The 22,439-nt window shown below is 65.0% G+C and carries 23 protein-coding genes; 9 read left to right on the top strand and 14 right to left on the bottom strand.

All coding sequences use genetic code 11. The annotated features are described in order from the left end of the window. Window positions 1-17: 17 nt before the first annotated feature. From rimM to Q0C17_RS02425, 9 genes are all read right to left on the bottom strand, one after another. Window positions 18-575, bottom strand: a complete 558-nt coding sequence (rimM, locus tag Q0C17_RS02465) for a ribosome maturation factor RimM (protein WP_291200787.1) — start codon at window positions 573-575, stop codon at window positions 18-20. Window positions 576-585: 10 nt separating this feature from the next. Further along, window positions 586-1,467 (bottom strand): beta/gamma crystallin-related protein, encoded by an 882-nt coding sequence (locus Q0C17_RS02460; protein WP_291200784.1) that lies wholly within the window; start codon window positions 1,465-1,467, stop codon window positions 586-588. Window positions 1,468-1,550: 83 nt separating this feature from the next. Next, window positions 1,551-2,195, bottom strand: a complete 645-nt coding sequence (locus tag Q0C17_RS02455; protein WP_291200781.1) for a beta/gamma crystallin-related protein — start codon at window positions 2,193-2,195, stop codon at window positions 1,551-1,553. Window positions 2,196-2,343: 148 nt separating this feature from the next. Further along, window positions 2,344-2,745 carry a 30S ribosomal protein S16 gene (gene rpsP, locus Q0C17_RS02450; RefSeq protein ID WP_291200778.1) on the bottom strand — a complete coding sequence of 134 codons (402 nt, stop codon included), beginning with the start codon at window positions 2,743-2,745 and terminating at the stop codon, window positions 2,344-2,346. A gap of 43 nt (window positions 2,746-2,788) precedes the next feature. After that, window positions 2,789-3,100 (bottom strand): chorismate mutase, encoded by a 312-nt coding sequence (locus Q0C17_RS02445; RefSeq protein WP_291200775.1) that lies wholly within the window; start codon window positions 3,098-3,100, stop codon window positions 2,789-2,791. Further along, window positions 3,097-4,602 carry a signal recognition particle protein gene (gene ffh, locus Q0C17_RS02440; RefSeq protein ID WP_291200773.1) on the bottom strand — a complete coding sequence of 502 codons (1,506 nt, stop codon included), beginning with the start codon at window positions 4,600-4,602 and terminating at the stop codon, window positions 3,097-3,099. Before ffh ends, Q0C17_RS02445 begins: the two co-directional genes overlap by 4 nt. A 168-nt stretch (window positions 4,603-4,770) precedes the next feature. After that, entirely contained in the window at window positions 4,771-5,361 is a 591-nt protein-coding gene (locus Q0C17_RS02435) for a GNAT family protein (protein ID WP_291200771.1), read from the bottom strand. Between the two features lie 140 nt (window positions 5,362-5,501). Then, window positions 5,502-7,667, bottom strand: coding sequence for a prolyl oligopeptidase family serine peptidase (locus Q0C17_RS02430; protein WP_291200769.1), 2,166 nt, complete (start codon window positions 7,665-7,667; stop codon window positions 5,502-5,504). A gap of 66 nt (window positions 7,668-7,733) precedes the next feature. Continuing rightward, on the bottom strand, window positions 7,734-8,315 hold the full coding sequence (locus Q0C17_RS02425; protein WP_291200766.1) for a hypothetical protein: 582 nt from the start codon (window positions 8,313-8,315) through the stop codon (window positions 7,734-7,736). 121 nt (window positions 8,316-8,436) lie between these two features. Between Q0C17_RS02425 and Q0C17_RS02420 the strand changes: the two genes are divergently transcribed. The 3 genes from Q0C17_RS02420 (at window position 8,437) to Q0C17_RS02410 (ending at window position 10,830) form a co-directional block, all read left to right on the top strand. Then, window positions 8,437-9,579, top strand: coding sequence for an AGE family epimerase/isomerase (locus Q0C17_RS02420; protein WP_291200763.1), 1,143 nt, complete (start codon window positions 8,437-8,439; stop codon window positions 9,577-9,579). A gap of 61 nt (window positions 9,580-9,640) precedes the next feature. Then, on the top strand, window positions 9,641-10,354 hold the full coding sequence (gpmA, locus tag Q0C17_RS02415; RefSeq protein ID WP_291200760.1) for a 2,3-diphosphoglycerate-dependent phosphoglycerate mutase: 714 nt from the start codon (window positions 9,641-9,643) through the stop codon (window positions 10,352-10,354). After that, window positions 10,351-10,830 (top strand): bifunctional diaminohydroxyphosphoribosylaminopyrimidine deaminase/5-amino-6-(5-phosphoribosylamino)uracil reductase RibD, encoded by a 480-nt coding sequence (locus tag Q0C17_RS02410; protein WP_291200757.1) that lies wholly within the window; start codon window positions 10,351-10,353, stop codon window positions 10,828-10,830. The genes gpmA and Q0C17_RS02410 overlap by 4 nt, the downstream gene beginning before the upstream one ends. Here Q0C17_RS02410 and Q0C17_RS02405 read toward each other — a convergent pair. Together Q0C17_RS02405 and Q0C17_RS02400 are read right to left on the bottom strand one after the other, a co-directional pair. After that, window positions 10,776-11,912: a glycosyltransferase gene (locus Q0C17_RS02405; RefSeq protein WP_291200754.1), complete on the bottom strand. Its 1,137-nt coding sequence runs from the start codon at window positions 11,910-11,912 to the stop codon at window positions 10,776-10,778. The two genes, Q0C17_RS02410 and Q0C17_RS02405, sit on opposite strands and share 55 nt — an antisense overlap. Window positions 11,913-12,017: 105 nt before the next feature. Beyond that, window positions 12,018-13,067, bottom strand: coding sequence for a glycosyltransferase (locus tag Q0C17_RS02400; RefSeq protein WP_291200751.1), 1,050 nt, complete (start codon window positions 13,065-13,067; stop codon window positions 12,018-12,020). A 142-nt stretch (window positions 13,068-13,209) separates the two neighbouring features. Between Q0C17_RS02400 and Q0C17_RS02395 the strand changes: the two genes are divergently transcribed. Beyond that, a complete protein-coding gene (locus Q0C17_RS02395; protein WP_291200748.1) occupies window positions 13,210-14,202 on the top strand; it encodes a glutathione S-transferase family protein in 993 nt (330 codons plus the stop codon). Between the two features lie 63 nt (window positions 14,203-14,265). On the opposite strand, the gene Q0C17_RS02390 is transcribed toward Q0C17_RS02395, so the two are convergent. Then, window positions 14,266-14,760, bottom strand: coding sequence for an Hsp20 family protein (locus Q0C17_RS02390; RefSeq protein WP_291200745.1), 495 nt, complete (start codon window positions 14,758-14,760; stop codon window positions 14,266-14,268). A gap of 203 nt (window positions 14,761-14,963) precedes the next feature. Here Q0C17_RS02390 and Q0C17_RS02385 point away from each other — a divergent pair, with 203 nt between their 5' ends. Together Q0C17_RS02385 and Q0C17_RS02380 are read left to right on the top strand one after the other, a co-directional pair. Beyond that, window positions 14,964-15,854, top strand: coding sequence for a hypothetical protein (locus Q0C17_RS02385; RefSeq protein ID WP_291200742.1), 891 nt, complete (start codon window positions 14,964-14,966; stop codon window positions 15,852-15,854). A gap of 263 nt (window positions 15,855-16,117) precedes the next feature. After that, window positions 16,118-17,860: an NAD(P)/FAD-dependent oxidoreductase gene (locus Q0C17_RS02380; protein ID WP_291200739.1), complete on the top strand. Its 1,743-nt coding sequence runs from the start codon at window positions 16,118-16,120 to the stop codon at window positions 17,858-17,860. Window positions 17,861-18,098: 238 nt separating this feature from the next. Here the strand turns inward: Q0C17_RS02380 and Q0C17_RS02375 are convergent, their stop codons facing one another. Next, a complete protein-coding gene (locus Q0C17_RS02375; RefSeq protein ID WP_291200737.1) occupies window positions 18,099-19,280 on the bottom strand; it encodes a DUF4189 domain-containing protein in 1,182 nt (393 codons plus the stop codon). A 135-nt stretch (window positions 19,281-19,415) separates the two neighbouring features. Here Q0C17_RS02375 and Q0C17_RS02370 point away from each other — a divergent pair, with 135 nt between their 5' ends. The 3 genes from Q0C17_RS02370 to Q0C17_RS02360 are packed head-to-tail and all read left to right on the top strand — an operon-like array spanning window position 19,416 to window position 21,209. Next, window positions 19,416-20,024, top strand: coding sequence for a TIGR02466 family protein (locus tag Q0C17_RS02370; protein WP_291200735.1), 609 nt, complete (start codon window positions 19,416-19,418; stop codon window positions 20,022-20,024). Further along, window positions 20,021-20,317: a putative quinol monooxygenase gene (locus tag Q0C17_RS02365; protein WP_291200732.1), complete on the top strand. Its 297-nt coding sequence runs from the start codon at window positions 20,021-20,023 to the stop codon at window positions 20,315-20,317. The genes Q0C17_RS02370 and Q0C17_RS02365 overlap by 4 nt, the downstream gene beginning before the upstream one ends. Window positions 20,318-20,375: 58 nt before the next feature. Further along, entirely contained in the window at window positions 20,376-21,209 is an 834-nt protein-coding gene (locus tag Q0C17_RS02360; protein ID WP_291200729.1) for an alpha/beta fold hydrolase, read from the top strand. Here the strand turns inward: Q0C17_RS02360 and Q0C17_RS02355 are convergent. Further along, window positions 21,206-22,324 carry a sialidase family protein gene (locus Q0C17_RS02355; RefSeq protein WP_291200726.1) on the bottom strand — a complete coding sequence of 373 codons (1,119 nt, stop codon included), beginning with the start codon at window positions 22,322-22,324 and terminating at the stop codon, window positions 21,206-21,208. The two genes, Q0C17_RS02360 and Q0C17_RS02355, sit on opposite strands and share 4 nt — an antisense overlap. Between the last annotated feature and the right edge of the window lie 115 nt (window positions 22,325-22,439).

Genomic DNA, 22,439 nt, shown 5'->3' with positions numbered 1-22,439 from the left:
ATGCGTGCCTGTAACTGCTATTCGTCGGTATCGCCCGAGGGCGTCTCGTTGCCGGGGTCGCTCCACATGGCGAGTTCCGGGATCACGACGCGGCGCGCGGCGATGTCCACCACCGGCACATCTGCCAGCGTGAAGGGCACGAAGACGGTCGCGACCGCACCCTGAATCTCCACTTCCAGCAGGTCGCCGGAGCCGAAATTCTGTACCGAACGCACTCGCCCGGCAGGCGACTCCCCGCCGGAATAGACGTCCAGCCCGGCAAGATCCTCAATATAGAACTCGTCTTCCTCCGCCGCCGGCAGGCGCGCGCGGGGCACGTAGACCAGCTTGCCGCGCTGGGCGTCCCACTCTTCCTTCTGGAGGTTTTCCTTCGTGCGGACGATGAAATGGTCCTTGCCCGGCCGGGCAGACTTCGGCGTGAGCAACACCGCGCCGGCCTCGTCCAGTAGCGGGCCGTAGGTGAACAGCGCTTCCGGATCGGCGGTATAGCTCTTCACGCGGACTTCGCCGCGCACACCATGGGCGCCCCTAAGGACGCCCACAGCGATCAGTTTGTCTTTGCCGGTCTTGGTCATGAGCCGCTCTTTAGCGGCAGAGGACGTCCGAGAGAACACTTGCCGGTGCTTTATACACGGCCTCGTCGAAACCCTGGTCCTGGCAGAAGCGGGTGGCGGCGCCGTCGCGGTTGGCAATGCGCGCGCCGCGATAGGTCGGCGCAGGGAAGAACATTGTCTCCTCACCGCGCACGCCGCCGGCGCCGGGGCCGCCGCCGGGCGGCGGGTAGACCGGGTCGACCGGCCTGAACCAGGGCCCCTCCCGGCGCACGTCATACTTGCGGAAGGAGGAAATCTTGTTGTTCAGGTAGACGCTGCCGAGGTCGCTGACCGAGGCGTCCAGGAACTCGCACTGCCCGCGATAGTCGTTGTCAGCGCAGACGAGCCAGTCGCCGCGATTGACGAGGACCGAGCCGGCCGTGTCATTGAAGCGGAACTGGTCGAGGCTGGCTTCGCCATAGTCGAAGCCGAGGAAGGGCCCCCGGAAATCCGTCTCGGCGAAGAAGGCGATGTCATAGCTGCGCGGGCCCTTGTCGTAGGCGGTCACCTGCGCCGAGGAGATTTTTGCCGACAGGCCGATCTCGCCGAGATTGCGCACCGTGCGGTCGATGTATTCGCAGTTGCCCTTGAGGTTCGCGTCGGCGCAGAGCAGCCAGACGCCGCCCTTGACTTCGACACTGCGGGCCTTGTCGTTGAAGCCGACCGCGGCCAGGCGGTACTGGTCGGCAGTCAGCTCCACCGACGTGCCGCGCAGGTTCGTGTCGGAATACAGAACGATGGACGCCGGGCCTGACGGCAGCGGGCTGCGGCGCGAGGCCTCGTAGTCATCCTTCTGCGCGGCGGCAAAGGGGGCGGCCGCGACCAAGGCGAGCGCGGCGACCAGAACGGAGCGGGGGAGGAAGGCGCGGGGCATGAAGACGTCTCCAGATTTCGGAGACTCCTTTGCCTTGCTTCACCTGAATGGCCAATGCCCGGCCCGTTGGCCGCCGTTCAGCCTCAATAGCCGCGCGGTCTGTCCAGCAGGCGCACTGAGGAAATGTTGCCCGACAGGCCGATGTCGCGCAGGTCTGCCACCGGCCGGTCAATCGTGGCGCAACGGCCGCGATAATCGCCGTCGACGCACACTTCCCACGCGCCGCCGCGCACATCGATGCTGCGGGCGCGGTCGTTGAATCCGGCGCGGGCGAGGTCCGGTTCGTTGCGATCAATCGTCAGCGCCTCGCCGCGCAGGCCATCGCTGGAGAACAGGGTGATTGAACCATAGCCGCCGCCGACCGGCGGATAGACAGAGCCGCCGGCTGGCCGGATCGAGGAGATTGCGTCATTCAGTCGGATGCCGCGCAGGCTTGTCACGCTGCCGGTCAAGACCTCACAGCGGCCACCGAAGTCCGCATTCTCGCACACTTCCCAGCTGCCGGAGTAGATCACGACCGAAGAGGCCGCATCATTGAATCGGAGTGGCACCAGATCCGCCACCGGCCCATTCACCGGAACGGCCGTGCCGGTGTGGTTTTCGCCGTCGTACAGTATTACCGCATCCCGGTCAGGATACCCCAGCCCGTAGCCATCGGAGGCGCAGGCAGGCACGAGAAGCGCGGCCACACAGGCGGCGCCGGCGAGAAGTCTGGAACGATGGGTCACGGGCGACGCCTCCGGTTGAGGAACATTAACTCCCCAACGAACCACATCGCGATCCGTTCCCACCAACTTGTGCTGCGGCGCAAGAAAAAGGCCGGCGCCCGAAAGCGCCGGCCTTTTCGTTTCAGCCATTGAGGCCGCCCGTGCGGGCTTACTCGGCGTCGGCAGCTTCAGCCGGAGCGGCCGCAGCAGCGGCGCGGGCAGCGGCTTTGCCGGCGCGCTCCTTCGCGCGCTCCTGGGCTTTCTTGCCGGGCTCTGCCTTGTTCGGGTTGTTGCCGTTGGTCCAGGTGGCCACCGGTTTGCCGTCAACTTCGACTTTCGACAGGAAGCGCGCGACGCGGTCGGTCGGCTGGGCGCCTTTCTTGATCCAGTCGGCGGCTTTCGCCGCATCGACCTTCACGCGGTCGCCCGAATCTTTGGCGAGGCGCGGATCATAGGTGCCGATCTTCTCGATGAAGCGGCCGTCGCGCGGCGCGCGGGCGTCGGCCACGACGATCGAGTAGAAGGGGCGTTTTTTCGAGCCGCCACGGGCGAGCCGGATTTTGAGTGACATGGAGATCTCCTGTTGAATTGTCTCTCGGGGTTCTTGTTCGGTGTTACTCGGCCTCGCGGCCGCGGATCTGCTCATGATGGCGGATGACTTCCGCCACGATGAAAGTAAGGAATTTCTCGGCGAAGGCCGGGTCGAGCCCGGATTCATGGGCGAGCCGAGTCAGGCGCTCGATCTGCTGGGCCTCGCGGGATTTGTCCGCTGGCGGCATATTGTGCAGCGCCTTCAGCTTGCCGACCTGCTGGGTCAGCTTGAAGCGCTCGGCGAGCGTGTGGATCAGGATCGAGTCCATGTTGTCGATCGAGCTGCGCAGCTGGTTCAGCTGGAACAGGGCGAGGGTCTGATCAGGGTTGGTCATTTCTTCTTGCTCCCGGGAAGGCCGGGCAGCGTGCCGCCGCCGAGGCCGGGTAGTCCGCCTGCAGAGGGTCCGCCCATACCGGGCAGACCACCCGGCAGGCCGCCTGGCATTCCGCCGCCGCCCATGCCGCCCATCTTGGCGAGGTCTGCCGGCTTCAGGCCCGCCTGCTGCGCCATGCCGAGCATGTTCTTCATGCCGCCTTTGGTGCGCATCTGTTTCATCATGGTGGACATCTGCAGGTGCATCTTCAGCAGCTTGTTGACGTCCGACACTTCGACGCCCGCGCCCGCCGCGATGCGCTTGCGGCGCGAGGCGTTCAGCAGCGCCGGCTTGCGCCGCTCCGCCTTCGTCATCGAGAGGATGATCGCCTCCTGGCGCTTCAGCATGCGGTCGTCGATGTTCGCCATCGCTTCCTTGGCTTTGCGTACGCCCGGCATCATGCCCATGATGCCGCTCATGCCGCCCATGCGCTGCATCTGGCGCAATTGTTCAGCCAGATCGTCTAGATCGAATTCGCCTTTCTTCAGCTTCGCGGCCATCCGCTCGGCTTTTTCCGCGTCCATCTGCTCGGCGGCTTTCTCGACGAGGCTGACGATGTCGCCCTGTCCGAGGATGCGGCCTGCCACGCGCTTGGCGTCGAAATTGTCGAGCCCGTCAAGCTTCTCGCCGACGCCGAGGAACTTGATCGGCAGGCCGGTGACGGCGCGCATCGAGAGCGCGGCGCCGCCGCGTCCGTCGCCGTCCATCCGTGTCAGGACGAGTCCGGTCAGCGGCAGGCGTTCGTGGAAGCGACGGGCGGTCTCGACGGCGTCCTGGCCGGTCAGCGCATCGGCGACCAGCAGCACTTCCGAGGGATTGGCGATGGCGGCGATCTCGGCCGCCTCACTCATCATCTGCTCGTCGATCGAGGTGCGGCCTGCAGTATCGAGGAAGAGAACGTCATAGCCGCCGATCTTGGCGGCCTGCACAGCGCGGCGCGCGATGTCTGCCGGCAGTTGGCCGGCGATGATCGGCAGTGAGCTGACATTCGGCCCGGCCTGCTGCGCGAGGATCGCGAGCTGCTCCATCGCCGCCGGGCGGCGCACGTCCAGCGAGGCGAGCAGCACGCGCTTCTTGCCGCGGTCGGCGAGGCGCTTGGCAATCTTGCCGGTCGTGGTCGTTTTACCCGAGCCCTGGAGGCCTGCCATCATCACGACTGCCGGGGGCACGTCGACGCGAAGGTGGGATTCCTCTTCGTCCGCGCCGAGCATTTCGACGAGGGCGTCATAGACGATCTTGATGACCTGCTGGCCGGGGCGCACCGAACGGATAACCTCTTCGCCGACAGCGCGTGTCCGCACCTTGTCGATGAAGTCCTTCACCACCGGCAGCGCGACGTCCGCCTCGAGCAGCGCGACGCGGATTTCGCGCAGCGCTTCGTTCACGTCCTTATCCGACAGCGCACCGCGCCCGGTCAGGCCGTCAAAGATACTTCCAAGGCGTTCGCTCAGGGCGTCGAACATCGCAAATTTCTCCTCATCGGACACAAAGCAGAAAATCCCCGCCGAGCGAGACTTCGCCAGGCAGGGGGCCCCGCCGCCTCCCGTTCCCCTAGGAACATGTGCTGGTCAGGGCGCGCTTCTTCAATGCGCGAGATGTGGGCGGGCCTAAAGCATGACCTTTTCCATAGGTCAAGCAATCTGCAGCGCCCGGACCCTTTCCTGCAGCAGGATCATGGCGGTCCGGATCTCCGAATCCACCAAAGAATACAAGGCCATATTCGCCCATGTGCCCTTTGCGGCCCGCATATGGCTGCGCAGGACCCCTTCCCGGGCCGCACCGATCCGCTCGACCGACTTGATCGCCGCGACATTCTCCTCATCGATCATGTATTCGATGCGGCGGATACGGCAGGCCTTTGCCCGGCCGATCAGGGCAAGGGCGGTGGCCGCTGGCACGACGCCGCTGCGCATCACCTCCGGGTGCCACTGGTAACCGATCCTGAGGCGCCGGTGGGTGCGCGAGACTTCCAGGTAGGCCGCGACGCCTGCAAACGCGCCGTCAGACACCCGCGTCACGGCAAACGGGATCGAGCGGCCATCCTTCGCATCGGCGAGCGTGTGGTCGAAATAGGCATCGAAATTGGTGCCGGTGGGGATGACGGGCATCCAGTCCCACATCGCCTCCACAGCGCCCGACGCCGCCAGTGCGACCCGGTGTGCCTCCGACAGGAGGTCCAGCCGAACATCGGCAACGGTCAGGCCGGGCGCGTCCAGTCTCATGTCAGCAGAGTGCCACATTCGCCGGGGCCGGACAATTCACACCGGCGGGGAGCGGGGCGATGCGAATCTCGAACGACGGGAAATAGCCGATTATGTTGAAAAAGTCCGCCAAAAGCCGCCACTCTAATCGTGTCCAGACCCTACTCCCCCGCCGTCGAAAATAGCTGCCGCGCGAGGTAGGTGTATTCCAGCGCCGAGCGCTTCGCCCGCGCGGTCTGGTCCGCCGCTGCGGCATGGCCGCCGTCCATATTCTCGAAATAGTAGAACGGCAGGCCGGCTTCCTCAAAGCGTTTGGCCAGCTTGCGGGCATGGCCGGGGTGCACGCGGTCGTCCTTCGTCGAGGTCACGAAGAAGGGCACCGGATAGGCCTTCGACGGATCAAAGTTCTGGTAGGGCGAAATCGTCTCCAGGAAGGCGCGCTCTTCCGGCACCTCCGGCGAGCCATATTCATCGACCCAGGACGCGCCCGCCAGCAGCAGGTGATAGCGCAGCATGTCGAGTAGCGGCACCTGCACGACCACGGCGTTCCAGAGGTCCGGCCGCTGGTTCAGCATCACGCCCATCAGGAGGCCGCCGTTTGAGCCGCCCATGATGCCGAGATGCTCCGGCGCGGTGACCTTGCGCGCCACGAGATCTTCGCCGACCGCGATGAAGTCGTCATAGATGCGCTGGCGGTTCAGCTTCAGGCCCGCCTGGTGCCAGTTCGGCCCGAACTCGCCGCCGCCGCGGATGTTCGCCATCACATAGGCGCCGCCTTGCTCCAGCCAGTTGCGGCCCATCACGGCGCTGTAGGCCGGCGTCATAGACACCTGGAACCCGCCATAGCCATAGAGCAGGGTCGGCGTCGTGCCATCGAGCTTCATGTCTGCGCGGTGGATGATGAAGTAGGGAACCCGCGTGCCGTCCTTCGAGGTCGCGAAAAACTGCTCGACCTTGAGGCCGGTGGTGTCGAACTTCGCCGGCAGGCTCTTGAGGCTCGTCACTGCGCCGGTCGCGATGTCATAGTCCAGCAGCGAGGACGGCGTCAGGAAATCCTCATAGTTCAGGAACACCGCCGTCTCGTCCTCATCCGAGAACGCGATCGACACCTGGCCCGCGCCCGGCAGGTTGACCGGCGTGGTCGTCCATCCGCCGACGGAGGGCTCAAGCCGCAACACCTTACCCACCACATTGTCGCTGATCGCCAGCAGCGCAGCGCCCTTGGCCACCGCCACGCCGTCTACCGCCTGCGTTTCCGTCGGGCGGAAGACCAAGCTCACCGGTGGAAGTGTCCGTGTGCTGAGGAACTTTTCAAGCTCGAAGGCGACGAGGTCGCCCGCCTTGAAGGCGTCCTGCCCGTCCGGCGTCCAGTCCTGCTCCAGCGAGAACAGGAACTGGCCCTTGTAGATACCCTTCGGCGAGGATTTCAGCGGGATCGGCCATTGTACGGCCGTGCTCTCCCCGTCCGGCAGCCAGAAATACTTCGATGTGAAGAAAGTCTCAGCCTGCACCGCGCCCTGCAGCACGCGGCCATCTTCCAGCTTCATCACCATCGGCCATACGCCGACATCCGTGACCTTGCCGCGCAGCACTTCGGCTGCGCTCTCCAGGGCCGTGCCGCGCGCCCAGCGCTTCACCACGAAGGGATAGCCCGACTCCGTCAGCGTGCCCGCGCCCCAGTCGGTCGCGATCAGCAGCGTGTCGGCACCTGCCCAGGCCAGGCCCTGCTTCGCCTCCGGCGTCACGAACCCGCCGCCCACGAAGGATTTCGTATCGATGTCGAATTCGCGGTTGACCACCGCGTCCTTGCCGCCGTCTGACAGCGACAGGAGGCAACTATACTTCGCGCCTGACTTCGGACGGAAACAGTCCGCGCCCTTGAAAACCCAGTTCTTGCCTTCGTCTGAGGCCAGCTTGTCGAAGTCGAGGATCGTCTCCCAGGCCGGTGCGTCCGTCTTGTAGGATGCGACCGGCGTGCGGCGCCAAAGCCCGCGCACGTTCACGTCGTCCTGCCAGAAATTGTAGACGAAGCCGTCGCGCACCGAGCCGTACGGAATCCGCTCGCTCGAGTTCAGCACGTCCAGCGCCGCCTTCTCGAAGCCGGCATAGCGGGGATCAGCTTCCAGCTCTGCCAGCGTGCGCGTGTTCTGCGCCGTCACCCAGGCGAGCGCCTCGGTGCCTTCCACCTCTTCGAGCCAGAGATGGGTGGCGGCATCAAACGGGACAGTCTTCGCGGCGGGATCGGCGGTCACTTGGGTCTCCGGAACGGGGCTGTTGGCACAGGCCGCCAGAACGGCCGCGCTGAAAAGGGTGATGATCGAACGCATCGCGGCGTCTCCTCGCAATCTCTGCTCACGTGTAATTAGGCAGGCCCGGCGTGATAGGCAAACCGCTCAGGACAGCCGTTCGACGATCACGGCGTCGACCAGCACGCCGCGCCGTCCTTCGGTCACCACGGGACGCACGCCGATATAGTCGACCCCCTGCTCCCCGGACATGACCGGCACCGCATATTCGAAACTGTATTCGGCAGACCCTTTTTTCAGGTCGAACACCCTCCAGCCGGACTGGCCCACACGCCCGGCCGAATAGTTCACCTGGATCTGCGCCGCGGGCTGCTGCCCCGCCGGCCGCGCCCGCACGGTCACGCGGATCGTGCGCCCGGACATCTGAGTCTCTATATCAGGCGCCAGCCGGAAGTGCGGACCCAGTTCCGGCTCGACATCCAGAGCGTCCTTTGCCGCGTCGACCTGCAACACATAGCCGCGATCCTGCGTGCGCAGCAGTTTTGTGCGCGCCTCACCCCCCGCGATCACCTTGTTGAGATAGGTCCCGTCGATCACGAGCCGGTCATAATTGACCCCGTCGCCCGCCACCGGCCCGGTCGGTAGCTGGCCGATGCCCGGCTGGATTCCCAGGTAAACCATCACCAGTATCAGCAGGCCGGCGAGTGGAAAGAAAATCCGATCGGGCATGATTGTCCTTCCGCGGTTCTGGCCCGGCTGGCCAAGGCCGGACGCTCCTGTTAGCAGGGTCTCGGGCCGATTGGCGAGCCATTTGCACCGCGCCGCCTGCCTTCGGGAGACCTGGCACAAGATGACGACAAGCGCTCTCAAGCGACGTGCCAAGGAAGCGCGCTCCTGGCTCTCAGAAAGCTGTTTCCCGCTCTGGGCGGAACATGGCCTGACGCCGGCGGGATACTTCCCGGAAGTCCTGTCGCTCAATCATGACGAGCTGGCCCGCGAGGGTACCCGCGTGCGCGTACAGGCCCGCCAGACCTACGTCTTTACCGAAGCCTGGCGGCTCGGCTGGAAGCGCGACACCGCTGCCCGCCTCGTCCAGTCTGGCGTCGCTGTCCTCACCGGCGCGGCAATTGCGCCAAATGGCCTGCCCGGCAGGATCCTGCGCGCCGACGGCAGCGGTTTCGCTGATGCCGCGGCCGATCTCTACGACACCGCCTTCGTCCTCTATGCGCTGGCCGAAGCGGCGCGCGGGCCAGCGCCCGCTGCGCCACTCCTCACCGCCGCGGGGGCCATCCTCGGCGCGCTCGATCGGCTGGCGCGCGACAGGGTCCACGGCGGCTATGCCGAAACACTGCCCGCGCCCGCAACCCGCCTGCAGAACCCGCACATGCACCTTCTGGAAGCCTGCCTGGCGCTGCACCGCGCAGATCCGGACGGAGGCCATTTCGCCCGCGCCTCCGAAATCGTCGGCCTGTTCGAGAGCCGCTTTACCGCCGGCGGCGGCGGCCTCCTCGGCGAGACGTTCAAAGCCGACTGGTCACCGCCGGACGGCGATGCAGCTCTCATTGTCGAGCCGGGCCACCAGTTCGAATGGGTCTGGTTGCTCCACACCTGGTCGCGTCTCGCGAGCAAGCCCCTGCCCGATGCCGCGCAGCGCCTTTACGCCTTCGCCGTCTCGACCCTCGATGACGCGGGCCGCGCGGTGCAGGAAGTGACGCGCGCGGGCGCGCCGCATGATCCTTCCCGCCGCACCTGGCCGCAGACCGAGGCGCTGAAGGCGCATCTCGCCATGTACGAACAGCGCGGCGATGCCCGCTACGCCGCTGCCGCCTGCCGCAGCTTTGATGTGCTGATGGATGACTACCTCACCGAAGACGGCGGCTGGATCGACCATTTCGCCGCCGACGGCACAGTTCTCGCAACCGACATGCCCGCCTCCACCGGCTACCATGTCGTGCTCGCATTTGCAGAGCTGATCCGCGTCATGGACGCTTGAATTCCCCACAGATTGCGACGCATAACGCGCCCAGCTCTTCGCCAGACCCATCAGGACCCGCATGACCAAGCTTGCCCTCATCCGCCACGGACAATCCGCCTGGAACCTCGAAAACCGTTTCACCGGCTGGTGGGACGCCGACCTCACCGCGCAGGGCGAAGCGGAAGCGAAGGCGTCGGGCCTGCTGCTCGCCGCCACGGGCGCGGATTTTCGGTATGCCTTCACCAGCGTCCAGACGCGCGCCATCCGCACCCTCTGGCTGGCACTGACTGAAATGAAACGCGCCTGGATCCCGGTCGAGAAGGACTGGCATCTGAACGAGCGCCACTATGGCGGCCTCACCGGTCTCGACAAGGCCGAGACCGCCGCCAAGCATGGCGAGGAACAGGTGCATGTCTGGCGCCGCAGCTACGACATCCCACCGCCCCCGCTGGAAGTCGGCAGCACCTGGGATCTTTCGACCGATCCGCGTTACCGCGGAATCAATATTCCGGACACGGAAAGCCTGAAGACCACGCTGGACCGCGTGCTCCCCTATTTCCAGGAACGAATCGCGCCGAAACTCAAGGCAGGCAATGACGTGCTGATCGCTGCGCACGGCAATTCTCTGCGCGCCCTCGTGAAGCATCTCTTCCATGTGCCGGACGAGACGATCACCGGCCTCGAGATTCCGACCGGCAATCCGTTGCTGATCGAACTCGACGCGGCGCTGAAGCCCATCTCAGTGAAGTACCTCGACGCCGCTCGCGCCCAGAAGCTTCCGGCGCTGCCGTGAGCCTCAAGTCCTCCCGGCGCCGCGACCGCAGGCTGATGGGCCGCGCGCTGGCGCTGGCTGGACTCAACCAGGGCCTCACGGACGCAAACCCGTCTGTCGGCTGCGTGATTCTCGATGCGCACGGACACATTGTAGGCGAAGGCGTTACCGGCCAGGGCGGCCGTCCGCACGCGGAAGAGGTCGCGCTGGACGAGGCAGGCTTACGGGCAAAGGGGGGGACCGCCTATGTCACGCTTGAACCCTGCCGCGAACGCTCCACCGGCGCGCCGTCCTGCTCGAGCAAGCTCGTCAGCGCCGGTATCGTCCGCGTCGTTGTGGCCATCGAAGACCCACACCCGACCGCCCGCGATGGCATCCGCATCCTGCGTGACGCCTGCGTGCGTGTTGAAACCGGCATCGGCAGCCGCCGCGCCGCGCGTCTCTATGCCTGGTTCTTTGGCAGCGTCCCGGCCTCACGCGCCACGCGCAGCAAATGATCCTGCAGTTTGCGTGACTGGTGAGCGAGATTGAAGTCCGCCAGCGCCAGGGCGCGGCCCTTGCGGCCCATCTCAAGCGTTCTTTCCGGATCGGCGATCATCTTTCCGATCCGGTCTGCCAACGCTTCGACGTCGTTCTCCTCAACGAGATAGCCGGTCTCGCCGTCACGAACACATTCGGGAATGCCCGCATGCCGTGTCGCTGCCAGGGCGCAGCCGGAAAGCATCGCTTCGATACAGACGAGCGGCAGACCTTCGGCGTCACCTGACGGCGCGCGCTTCGACGGGACACAGACGATCATCGCCTCGGCAAAATGGCGCGGCATCTCGTCCGCCGGAATCCATCCTGGCAATTCGGCAACAACACCTGCCGCCGCCAGCTCGGACATCAGGGGCCCCTTCAGTTCGCCGTCGCCAAGCAGGCGCACGCGCCAGCCCGCCAGCGCCGGGCCCAGCCGCGCCAGGGCTCCGATCAGCGTGTCGATCCCCTTCTTGTGCGTCCACCGGCCAGCAAACAGAATGATCTTATGTTTCGCGCCGGGCTGGAACTGCTCGGCATCGGCGGTATTGTGATGCACGATCATCTTGCTTTCCGGGCAGCCCTTCGCGGCCAGTTCGCGCCGGAGGAAATCCGAACACGGAAGGATCAGGGCAGCCTCGCGCCAGAGCGCTTCCCGCCGCCGGTTGTATACCCGAAGCAGGCTGTCACGCGTATTGCTGTGCTTCGTCGCGTCGCCGCCATAATAGGTAACCACCAGGGGCAAGCCGAGCTGGCGCGCGAGCGGCAAAGCATAGGCGCCGGACTTTCCGAAACTGGCATGGATCGCCACCAGCTTGCAGCGGTCGAGTTCTTTCTTCAGGCGTGCTGACACGATCCCGAACTGCTTGAAACCCGCCTCGCCCGTGAGCCCATGCAATGCGCCGAGCGCGAGTACATGTGCGCCGGCCGGTCCCGGCCCGCGCACATCATGGCCCGCATAGATAGGCGTCAGCGCATCGAAGGCGCGGTAGCCGCGCACGATGAAACTCTCCGATGGCGTGAACAGCGTGTCGGCATAGGCAAGGAAGTTGTGCGCGTTCATGCTTACCCAGGCTGTGTTTTACGCTCTTGGCCGTATGGGAGGCCCGCCGCGAAATCAAGGTAGCGGAGCCTTTATGACAGGTTCTTCGGAATAAATGGAAAGTGATCAGCCCTCGAAGGGTCCGGCAAATGCGCGGACCCGCTCGTAAAACGCCTCGGAATCGCGGATGAACGCAGCGCGTGTGAACTGAGCCTCGTAACTCATGCGCCCGCCCGCCACCAGTTTCTCGGCCAGCTGCCGGTCATAGATCACCCGGCCCAGCGCCGCCGCGAGCGCGTCGACATCATTCTTCCGCACCAGCAAGCCGTTAACCCCGTCCTTCACATAGGCCGCCGGGCCGACCGCATCGGCTGCCACCAGCGGGCGGCTCGCCGCCCAGGCATCCACGATGACCGTGCCGAATGGTTCGTACCGGGACGGAAACGCCACCACATCGCATGCCGCCAGCAAAGCGCCCCGGTCATTGCGCCAACCAAGGAAACGCACCCGGTGGTTGATGCCAAGACGCTTCGATTGCGCTTTCAGCTCCGCCTCGAGCGGCCCCTCCCCCGCGATCCAGAGATACAGGTCGGGCAATTTTGCCGCGGCCTCCAGTAGCGTATCGAGACCCTTCTTCTGGTGCAGGCGGGCAAGCGACAGCGCCACCGGCACTTTCGGCGGCGTCGTCAGCTCCGCGCGGTCAGCCGGGGCCACTCCCTGGAAGTTCGCATAAGTGTGGATAATGTCAGAGCGGTCTTCGGCAACGCCCTGTTCCCGGATGTGGCGGAGCAGGTCGATCGTCAGGCCGACGTGCCAGTCACAATTCCGGAACCGCGCCAGCTTGTAATAGCCGCCATACCAGCCGATCGAACGCGCGCGGTGCGCCTCCGGGGCGAACTGCCCGGCACGCCCCATCCAGTATTCGATGACGTCCGGCTTGAAGGCCGCAACCGCCCTTTCGATCACCTTGCGGGTCGGGAAGGGCCAGGCGCGGTTGAAGCTGGCGGTGTCGACCGAAATGGCAGCCGAAGTGAATTGCTCGATGCGGAATGTGTTCTCGGGGCGGGTGACGACATGCTGCGCATGCCCGGCCGCCGCTAGGGCGAGCACGGATTCGAGCATGATATTCTCGGCGCCGCCCTCTTCGGCGCCGGCCATCACGTGCAGGACACGCATTGCCATCTCCTGATCCCCGCGCCGGTCCCTTGGCGCAAACCTGTCGCATCTGCGATTAGCGGCGAAAAGCGCCGCGGGCAAACGGCGCTTGGCAGCCCGGCGTGAACTGCCTAGACAGGCCCCAGCAATCAAGAGTGAACCGATGACCGCCTACCGCCTGTTCGGCGCCGAGACGTCTCCCTACTCGCTGAAGGTGAGATCCGCGCTTCTGTACAAGGGGGTGGCGTTCGACTGGGTGTCGCGTTCGGTGGCGAACGAGGCCGAGTTCCGCAAGAACGCGGCGACGCCGACCGTGCCATTGCTGCTCTCGCCGACCCATCCGCCCGCACAGGATTCGACCCTGATCCTCGCCGCGCTGGAAGCCGCCTACCCCGACCCGCCCGCCCAGCCGGAAGAGCCTGCCGCGCAGGCCGTGTCGCTGATCCTCGAGGACTACGGTGACGAGTGGCTCAACAAGTGCATGTTCCAGCAACGCTGGGGCCAGCAGCCCGACCGCGACGCGGCCGCGCTGCGCGTTCTGGTGCAGCTGAATGACGGCAAGCGCCCACGCGCCTTCAAGGCGCCGGCGAAACAGATCGCGACCCGCATGCTCGCCCGCTTGCCGCTGGTGGGCGCGGAGCCCGAGAATGCCCCGACGCTGGAAAGCTCCTACCGGCGCTTTGCGCTGCGGCTCAACACGCACCTGCAAAACCACCTCTTCATCTTCGGAGGTCGCCCGTCTGCCGCCGACTTCGCGATTGCCGCGCAGTACCAGCAAATGCTGACCGATCCGACGCCAGGCACCTGGCTGAAAGAGCGCGCGCCGTTCCTGGTCGCGTGGTGCGGGCATATGGAAAACCCGAAAGCGTCCGGGCCGTTCGAGCCGCTGTCGGTGCTCGAGGCCACGCTGCTGCCGATCTTTGAAGGCGAGGTTTCACGCACCTACCTACCCTGGGCTTTCGCCAATGGCGCGAGTGCCTCGCGCGAGAAGAAGCGCTTCTCGGTCACCTTCGATGACGGCCTGTTCGAGCAGGCCACGCAAACCTATGCCGCGCGGGCCTTTGGCAATGTGCGAGCCGAGGCAGCGGCGCGCATGAGCAACCCCGCCCTGCCCGCCTTCCTCGAAGCGGCCGGCGCGACCACCTTCTTCCGCTGAAACGAAAAACCCCCGCAGGGGAGTCTGCGGGGGTTCGTCCGTGCGCGGAGGGTATGCGCTGGATTAGGCGGCGTCGCTCGCCTTCTTCTTGCCGATCAGGCGCGGCTCGGCGGGAACCTGTCCCTGGGCAACCGCGGCGCCGATCTCGATCTTGCGCGGCTTCTTCTCTTCCGGGATCTCGCGGATCAGGTCGATGCGCAGCACGCCATGCTCGAGGCTCGCCCCGGTCACAAGAACGTGATCGGCGAGTTGGAAGCGGCGGATGAAACTGCGCTGAGCGATGCCGCGGTGGAGGAAATTGCGGCCACCCGCATCTTCGTTCTCCGCTTTCTTGCCGGCGACCGTCAGCAGGCCTTCCTTGGTTTCGATGTCGAGTTCAGCCTCGGTGAAACCGGCGACCGCAATCTCGATGGCGAAGGCATTTTCATCAACGCGTTCAATGTTGTAGGGCGGGTAGCCCTGCGTGCCATCGAGGCGGGAAGCCTGATCGATCATGCCGGCGAGGCGGTCGAAGCCGACCATCGTGCGGTAGAGGGGGGTGAGGTCAATCGTGCTCATTTCTTACAGTCCTTTCGCTTAAAGCAACTGTGGGTGGTAAATTACCGCCCGGATTCAAAACGTGTGGACGCACAGAACTCCGGCCCGGATACCCGGCGCTGGAGGGTCGTCCCCAGCCGCGGCCCGCTTTGCGGCACCGTGACAAGACCTATGTGGGTAGCGTATGGGGTCTATCAAGAGCCCCCGGGGATGGAGAAACACCGATGAAAACACTTTTGCTCGTGGCCGTATCGGCCCTCGCCCTTGCCGCCTGCACACCGGCGAAAACCCCTGCCCCCGCTTCGGTGGAAGCCGCTGCGGTCGTGGTCGAGGAAGCCCCCACGATGACGCTGGCCGAGGCGGTCGCCTCCGACGCCCGCAGCGCCGAGGAAAAAGCGCGCGATCAGTGGCGCCACCCAGTCGAGACGCTGACATTCTTCGGCGTGGAATCCGATGACAAGGTCGTCGAGGTGTGGCCCGGCGGCGGCTGGTACACCAATATCCTCGCCCCCTGGCTCGCCTCGGGCGGCGGCACGCTGGTCGCGGCTGGCTTCGACGCCGCCTCAATCGAAGATCCGGAGCGCCGCGCGCGCACCGAGGCGCGCCTTGCCGAGTTCAAGGCGGCCTATGCCGACCCGAAATTCGGCACCATCGAACACACTGCCTTCTCCGCCGCCTCCGGCCCGCTGACCGCCGAAGGCACCGCCGACGTGGTGCTGACCTTCCGCAACCTGCATAACTGGATGTCGGCTGGCTATACCGAGAAATTCTTCGCCGACGCCTATTCGGCCCTGAAGCCGGGCGGCGTGCTGGGCGTGGTGGAACACCGCCTGCCCTCCACCCAGGCGCAGGACCCGAAAGCGACGAGCGGCTATGTGCATGAGGACTATGTAAAGGCGCTGGCCACGGCGGCCGGCTTCGAATTCGTGGAATCCAGCGAAATCAACGCCAATCCGGCCGACACCGCCGACCACCCCTTCGGCGTTTGGACCCTGCCGCCCAACAGCGCGACTACCGACCGTGAAGGCAAGACGCCGGAAGGCTTCGACCCGGCGAAATACAAGGCCATCGGCGAAAGCGACCGCATGACCCTTAAATTCCGCAAGCCCGAATAGGCAAGCGGTCCCTTGCCTGCGGATTTGCGGATCCGCCCGGAAACCGCCCACACAAGCGTGTGGACGGTTTTCCTTTGTGGGTTGTGTCCTCTCGTGCGCCAAGCCGGCCAGCTTGCAAGGCAACCAGGCGCCACGAGAGTTTTCATGCTCTGACGCAAGGTGAACCGGGCGCCTGACTATACCGGCGGACCACATTCATGCATCAATAGGGGCGATCGATCTGGATGCGGGCTCCGCATTCCGCATGAAAAAGGGACATCGTCATGGCCACTTCGTCGCCGTCCACCTCTGCCCAGCCGATTGATGCCCTGATCGTGGGCGCGGGGTTTGCCGGCATGTACATGCTGCACAAGCTGCGCGGGCTCGGGCTCAATGCCGCCGTAGTGGAATCGGGCAGCGGCGTGGGTGGCACCTGGTTCTGGAACCGGTATCCCGGCGCGCGCGTGGACATCCAGAGCCTGGAATACAGTTTCGGGTTTGATGAGGAGCTGGAGAAGGAATGGCGCTGGTCCGAGCGGTATGCGCCGCAGCCAGAACTCTTGCGCTATGCCGAGCACGTGGCCGACCGCTTCGACCTGAAGCGCGACATCCGCTTCAACACACGCGTGACGGCGGCGCACTGGGATGACGCGGCGCAGGTCTGGACTGTTCAGACGGAAAAGGGCCCGGCGGTGCGTTGCCGGCACCTGATCCTGGCGACGGGATGCCTGTCGATTCCGACGGATGTCACTTTCCCCGGTATCGACACGTTCAAGGGCGATGTTTATCGCACCTCGCGCTGGCCGCACGAGGGGGTAGATTTTTCCGGCAAGCGCGTCGGCATCATCGGCACGGGATCCTCTGCGATCCAGTCCATCCCGATCATTGCCGGCCAAGCTGAACACCTGACCGTGTTCCAGCGCACGCCAAACTATTCGATGCCGGCGCATAACGGCCCGATTCCGGACGCAGACTTCGAAGCCTGGTCGAAGGACCCCCGCGGCTACCGCGCCGCCTCGCGCGATACGGTGGGCGGTTTCCAGAACGAGGCCTCCGACGCAATGGCCACCGAGACGGCGCCGGAGGAGATCCGCGCAGAGCTGGAACGACGCTGGGCCTGGGGCGGTTTCCGCATTCTCGGCGCCTATGCCGACACGTCGATTGACCCGCAAGCCAACCGCATCATCCAGGAATTCGTCGCGGAGAAAATCCGCGAGCAGGTCAAAGACCCGGCGGTAGCCGACCTCTTGACGCCGAAGGACCATCCGTTCGGCACCAAGCGGCCGTGCGTGGACACAGGGTATTACGCCACGTTCAACCGGCCGAACGTGTCGCTTGTGGACCTGCGCGCGGAGCCGCTGGCCGGCTTCAACGCGGAAGGCATAAAGACCACTGCGCGCGAGTATGCGTTTGACGCCGTTGTGCTGGCGACCGGCTTTGACGCGATGACCGGAGCGATCGAACGGATCGATCTGCGCGGGCGCGGCGGACGCCAGATCAAGGACCATTGGGCCGAAGGGCCGCGCACGTATCTGGGGTTGATGGTGGCCGGATTCCCGAACCTGTTCACGATCACCGGACCGGGCAGCCCGTCGGTGCTGACCAATATGATCAACTCGATCGAGCAGCATGTGGAATGGGTCGCCGATTGCCTCGTGGCGCTGAAGCAGCGCCAGCAGACGAGCATCGAGGCGAGCGAAGAGGCGGAAGCCGCCTGGTGCCGGCACTCGGCCGAGGCAGTGACGCCGTCGCTGCTGCCTCAGGCCAACAGCTGGTACATGGGCGCGAATGTGCCGGGCAAGCCGCGGATGTTCATGCCGTATGCGGGAGGCCTGAATAAATACACCGAAATCTGCCGGCAGGTGGCTGCGAAGGATTATGAGGGCTTCATGATCCGGCAGGGCGAGCGCGTGTTGTCGGAGTCGCGGGTGTTCACGAGCCTGCCGGAGCCGGGGGAGATTCCGGAGAAGCTGGCGCCTATCATCATGGAGCGCCTGATGGCGGCAGGGCTGCTGCCCGCGGAGTAACGCCGGGGCGACCGGAAGAGAGATTATGAACCGTCCACGCGCAGGTGTGGACGGTTTTTCTGTTCCGGGGGCCGCAGTTACCACCGACTGGTTGGTATGGAGCAACAAGGAGACGTTCCCTGGCGCGCGCTGCACTGGAACGAGGAGACCCTTTAGGAACACGAGGCGATGGGCTTCCATGATGGCTGGGGCATGGCGGCGGCGCAGCAGGACGCGCCGGCGAAGTCGCTCCAGCGTCTCACTTCCCGCGGCGGCACTGCTGCATTAAGTTCTTCGCCTTGATGCCGCCCTCGACCTGCATGTCGAGGACCGTGTTGCCATCGAGCACCAGCTTGTAGGGCGTCGTATCCGTGAAGTTGGCCACGGTCGCGTCGATGTCTACGCTGACGAGAATGAAGGCCGATTCCGTGCCGGTGACGGGAAGGATGACGACCGGAATGTCCTGCGTGCCCGAGGATGAGGTGAGGGTGGCGGTGGCCTGAAGCGGCCCGGGCACCGCCGGAATGTCCGGGCCGGAGATCATGATGCCGCTTTCCTTGCGGGTTCCAGTTGGCCCCGCAAAGATGAGGCGCTGGTCGGCGTTCAGATAGGCGATGGAGCAGCCGAGGCCTTTCTTCGCTTCCTTCTTCGTGCCTTCCCGCTTCATGAGCCACGTTCCGCTCACGGAGTAGGAAACGACTTCGGCGCCGTCCACCTTGATCTTCTTGAGAACATAGTCCTGCGCGGTGAGCGTGCCGAAGCCGGCATCCGGCTGACCCGGCTCGGGCGGCGTCACGGCAGACTCTTTCGGGAAGTGGTAGGACTTCCAGACGCCTTCCCGGTCAAAATCCTCGCGCAACAGAATGGCAACTTCGATGAACTCCGAGCGCATCTGCGCATCGAACACATCGATCACCTTGCAGGACTGTCCGCGCGACTTGCAGAGCGCGGACAGCGCATCCTTTGCCTTCCTTGGTGTTTCCGCGAACGCGGCGTGAGTGATGCCTGTTTTGTCGGTTCCGGCGGCGACCGACATGTTCTTGCCGGAGACCATGATATAGCACCCCTCCCCCATCGTGGCGGCGCAGGCAGCAAGAACGACCTTCTCCGAGGCGCCGAGATAATACTGACCCCAGGTGGCCCAGACATCGCGTTGTTTGGGATGGCCGGCCACGGCGACGAAATTGTCGACGTCAATCGGCGGAGAGGCCGGGCCTTGAGGGGCGTCCGGGCCGCCATCTCCATAACCGTAGCCGCCGCCCGTCTGCGCGCAGATCGGCGTCGCGGCGATTCCGTGCGAGCCGCCGGTAACACCAATCTGTTGTTCGCCGGGGCCGGGGCCTGAGGGACAAGGATAGTTCCGCGCGGACGCTGGCTGGGGCAGGCTGAGGAGGAGAAGCGCGGCAGCGGCAGAGAACAGGGCCTGCAGGCGGAGGGTCATGAGCGGGGACTCCGGATAATTATTGTCCGGAATTGTAGCTCCCGATCAAGAGATGTTCAATCGCCGTTTCGCGTATGGGAGGCCTGCTTGAAGCGAGGAGCAAGAGCCTGTAACGGCGCAAGACCGGAGGCGCACATGCGACAGCTGTTTACCACCCTGATCGAAGAAATTGCCGTGGGCGACGCGGCGCTTCGGGAAAGCCTCGAGCGCGCCATCTGGGTATTATCCGAGGACGACACGGCCGGGAATGACTGGTGCGAGCGCGAGGGCTATCCGGGGTATACGTCGTATGCTTCGCTTGACGATCTGCCCCAACGGTTTCCGGAAGTTGGGGCGCTGAAGAAGCATCTCGACAAGGCGGCGGCGAAGTATGCCAAGGCGCTGCACTGGGACATGGACTCCCTTACGCTGGAGCTGGATGCGATCTGGGTAAACGTGCTGGGCGAAGGCGGACACCATTCGGGCCATATCCATCCGGGGTCTGTCATTTCAGGCACTTATTATGTCTGCGTGCCCGAGGGCGCCGGACGGATCAGGTTCGAGGACCCGCGCCTGGCGATGATGATGGCAGCGCCGCAGCTGACCGATACCGCGCCGGAGGCAGCGCGCCGGTTCGTGTATGTGTCACCGGCAGAAGGACACTGCCTGCTATGGGAAAGCTGGCTGCGGCATGAAGTGATGCCGAGCCAGACCGAAGAGGCGCGGATTTCCGTAAGCTTCAATTACGCGGTGCGACCGGCATGATCCTTGTCATCGGCCATGTGATGACCTCGCCGGAAACGGCAGCGGAAATTACCCGTTTGTGCACGGAACATTCGGCGCGCTCACGCAAGGAGCCTGGCTGTTTCGCGCACAATGTGCATGTCGACTGCGAGAACCCGGCGCGACTGGTGTTCGTGGAACAGTGGGCGGACATGGCGGCGCTGAAAGCCCATTTTGCAGTGCCGGAAAGCAATGCGTTCGTACGGGAGATCCGGGCGCTGTCGACGGGGCGCACCCACATGACCGTTTATTCAGCCGAAGAGACGCGCCCCTGATCTGGTGTCCGGCGCGAAAGTCGCGCAGGATCAAGGCCGAGACAGGAGGCGCGCAAGCATGCAGACACCTGAAACCGAAGCCTGGGATTTCGGACGCGGGCGGGCGGGCTACCTCTGGCGCAGCCCCGCGCCGAAGGCGCGCCTGCTGCTGGCGCATGGCTATGGCGAGTATGCCGAACGTTACATCGACCATTACCACCGGCTGATCCCGCACCTGACGGCGGCAGGCTTCGATGTGCATGCCTTTGATCTGGAAGGCCATGGCCGCACCGAGGGCACGCGCGGGGTGACCGACATGCGCCGGGCGCTGGGGGAGCATATCGCGGCGCGGGCGGCGCTGACCGAAGATGGCACGCCGCTGTTCCTGCTGGGCCATTCCCTCGGCGGCCTGCTGACGGCCGCGAGCGTGGCAAAATCTCCCGCCGGGGTGGCAGGCGTGGTGCTGAGCGCGCCCGCCATCGAGGTGCCGATCAGCCCAATGCTGAAAGCGGTGGCCGGGATCGTGGCCAGTGTGGCGCCCGCCGCGCGGCTGACGCCGCCGATTTCGCCGGACAGCCTGTCGCGCATTCCCGAGGAGGTGGCGGCCTACCGGGAAGACCCGATGATCTGCCTGCTCCCGCCCCCTGCCCGGCTCGGCGCAACCGCCGTTTCCGTGGCCGAAGAGGGCTGGCGCCGATATGATGACTGGCGCGTGCCGGTGCTGGTGGTGCATGGAGCAAAGGATGCGGCGACGCCCGCCTCGGGCTCCGAGCGCTTTTTCGGGATGATCCGGGCGACCGACAAGACACTGAGGATTTTCCCGGAAGGGTATCACGAGTTGCTCAACGATCTCGACCGGGACGAGGCGCTGGCGCTGATCCTCGGCTGGCTGGAAGCCAGAGGGGCCCGCTAGTCGCCGGTGAGGGTTTCGCCCGTGTTGTAAATGCGGAAGGCGCGCGGCAGGTTGCCGAGGGCGAACTGCGGAACGACAACGCCGCCGGCGGTGTTCTGCCCATCATAGTCTGCCTGCCCCCCGACGCTAAGCGTCGAAGCAATCTGTTTCACGACCAGCGGCGCGCCGGCGGCATCCCTGCGCAGGCGCCCGGCCGCGAGGTCTTCAAATTCGAAGACGAGCGTCCCCCGGTGTCCCTGCATGCCCTCGGAGACCGTCTCGGGACAGACGAGAAGGAAGGTGCGGCCATCCTCGACGGCAAGGCTTGGACCGGTGAACCATGCTGCGCCGAATCCGGCTGCGGCTTCGGCGGTGAGCGGCTTGCCGGCACCGGACCATGTTTTCCCGTGATCGGGGCTGGAAATGAGGATGATGTCATGCTTGTGCACGCCCTTTGCCGGATCGCGTACGGCCTGCAGGGCGAGATAAAGGGTGCCTTCATGGTGCAGGGCGCCCGGTTCGGTCAGGACGATGTAGTCCGCATAGGCCTCACCCAGGTCGCGGATGTCGAACGCGGTTTCGAAGGGCGGCAGCGGAAATGGTCCGGCGCCAATCAACGCGGTTTCTTCTGACCATGGTCCTTCAGGCGAAGGCGCGTGGCGCACGGCGATCCATCCGTAGGCGAACAGCCGGTCTTCATCGGTCCGGTACGGCATTTGCGTGATGTAGCGATGCCAGAAGAGCTTCCATTCCCGCCCGGAATCTGCCGGATCGTGAACGAGTGTCGATACTTCCTGCCACCATTTGCCGGTGACGGTCTTGCCGGTCGGCAGCACGGCGGTGGCCGGTGAGACGGTGTTGACGGTTGTGACATGCTGCCAGCTGGCGCCGTGGTCGGTGGATCGGGCGATGTGGGTTTCGACTTCGCCTTGAGGGCCTGCCCGGACGCCGGAATAGGCCATCCACCCCGTTCCTGCAGGATCGTACTCTACCGAAGGATCATAGATGCCATTGGCACCCTTTTCGCCGGCGATCGCGAGTTCGGTATAAGGGAGCGCCGAAGGCGGCGGGCCAGCCGGCTCGGCAGCGCAGGCCGCCAGCAGTGGGACGAACAACGTCAGGCTCAGGCTTCGCATCCCGCCAATCTGACGCGGCCTTACTGAATGGCTGACAACCGCATTAACGCATCGGATGACCCCGACACCTTGACCAAATTGCTGCGGCGCGTCATCGGGGCGGCTGAAACTTTCC

It is taken from the genome of Hyphomonas sp. (genome assembly GCF_022844445.1).
GTDB lineage: Bacteria > Pseudomonadota > Alphaproteobacteria > Caulobacterales > Hyphomonadaceae > Hyphomonas.
The sequence above is the reverse complement of the archived record's forward strand: the minus strand, read 5'-3'. Positions and strand labels throughout refer to the sequence as shown.

Bases quoted from the DNA above. Each gene is read 5' to 3' on its own strand.
- rimM (WP_291200787.1), bottom strand. From the start codon at position 575: ATGACCAAGACCGGCAAAGACAAACTGATCGCTGTGGGCGTCCTTAGG.
- Q0C17_RS02460 (WP_291200784.1), bottom strand. From the start codon at position 1,467: ATGCCCCGCGCCTTCCTCCCCCGCTCCGTTCTGGTCGCCGCGCTCGCC.
- rpsP (WP_291200778.1), bottom strand. From the start codon at position 2,745: ATGTCACTCAAAATCCGGCTCGCCCGTGGCGGCTCGAAAAAACGCCCC.
- Q0C17_RS02445 (WP_291200775.1), bottom strand. From the start codon at position 3,100: ATGACCAACCCTGATCAGACCCTCGCCCTGTTCCAGCTGAACCAGCTG.
- ffh (WP_291200773.1), bottom strand. From the start codon at position 4,602: ATGTTCGACGCCCTGAGCGAACGCCTTGGAAGTATCTTTGACGGCCTG.
- Q0C17_RS02435 (WP_291200771.1), bottom strand. From the start codon at position 5,361: ATGAGACTGGACGCGCCCGGCCTGACCGTTGCCGATGTTCGGCTGGAC.
- Q0C17_RS02430 (WP_291200769.1), bottom strand. From the start codon at position 7,667: ATGCGTTCGATCATCACCCTTTTCAGCGCGGCCGTTCTGGCGGCCTGT.
- Q0C17_RS02425 (WP_291200766.1), bottom strand. From the start codon at position 8,315: ATGCCCGATCGGATTTTCTTTCCACTCGCCGGCCTGCTGATACTGGTG.
- Q0C17_RS02420 (WP_291200763.1), top strand. From the start codon at position 8,437: ATGACGACAAGCGCTCTCAAGCGACGTGCCAAGGAAGCGCGCTCCTGG.
- gpmA (WP_291200760.1), top strand. From the start codon at position 9,641: ATGACCAAGCTTGCCCTCATCCGCCACGGACAATCCGCCTGGAACCTC.
- Q0C17_RS02405 (WP_291200754.1), bottom strand. From the start codon at position 11,912: ATGAACGCGCACAACTTCCTTGCCTATGCCGACACGCTGTTCACGCCA.
- Q0C17_RS02400 (WP_291200751.1), bottom strand. From the start codon at position 13,067: ATGCGTGTCCTGCACGTGATGGCCGGCGCCGAAGAGGGCGGCGCCGAG.
- Q0C17_RS02395 (WP_291200748.1), top strand. From the start codon at position 13,210: ATGACCGCCTACCGCCTGTTCGGCGCCGAGACGTCTCCCTACTCGCTG.
- Q0C17_RS02390 (WP_291200745.1), bottom strand. From the start codon at position 14,760: ATGAGCACGATTGACCTCACCCCCCTCTACCGCACGATGGTCGGCTTC.
- Q0C17_RS02385 (WP_291200742.1), top strand. From the start codon at position 14,964: ATGAAAACACTTTTGCTCGTGGCCGTATCGGCCCTCGCCCTTGCCGCC.
- Q0C17_RS02380 (WP_291200739.1), top strand. From the start codon at position 16,118: ATGGCCACTTCGTCGCCGTCCACCTCTGCCCAGCCGATTGATGCCCTG.
- Q0C17_RS02375 (WP_291200737.1), bottom strand. From the start codon at position 19,280: ATGACCCTCCGCCTGCAGGCCCTGTTCTCTGCCGCTGCCGCGCTTCTC.
- Q0C17_RS02370 (WP_291200735.1), top strand. From the start codon at position 19,416: ATGCGACAGCTGTTTACCACCCTGATCGAAGAAATTGCCGTGGGCGAC.
- Q0C17_RS02365 (WP_291200732.1), top strand. From the start codon at position 20,021: ATGATCCTTGTCATCGGCCATGTGATGACCTCGCCGGAAACGGCAGCG.
- Q0C17_RS02360 (WP_291200729.1), top strand. From the start codon at position 20,376: ATGCAGACACCTGAAACCGAAGCCTGGGATTTCGGACGCGGGCGGGCG.
- Q0C17_RS02355 (WP_291200726.1), bottom strand. From the start codon at position 22,324: ATGCGAAGCCTGAGCCTGACGTTGTTCGTCCCACTGCTGGCGGCCTGC.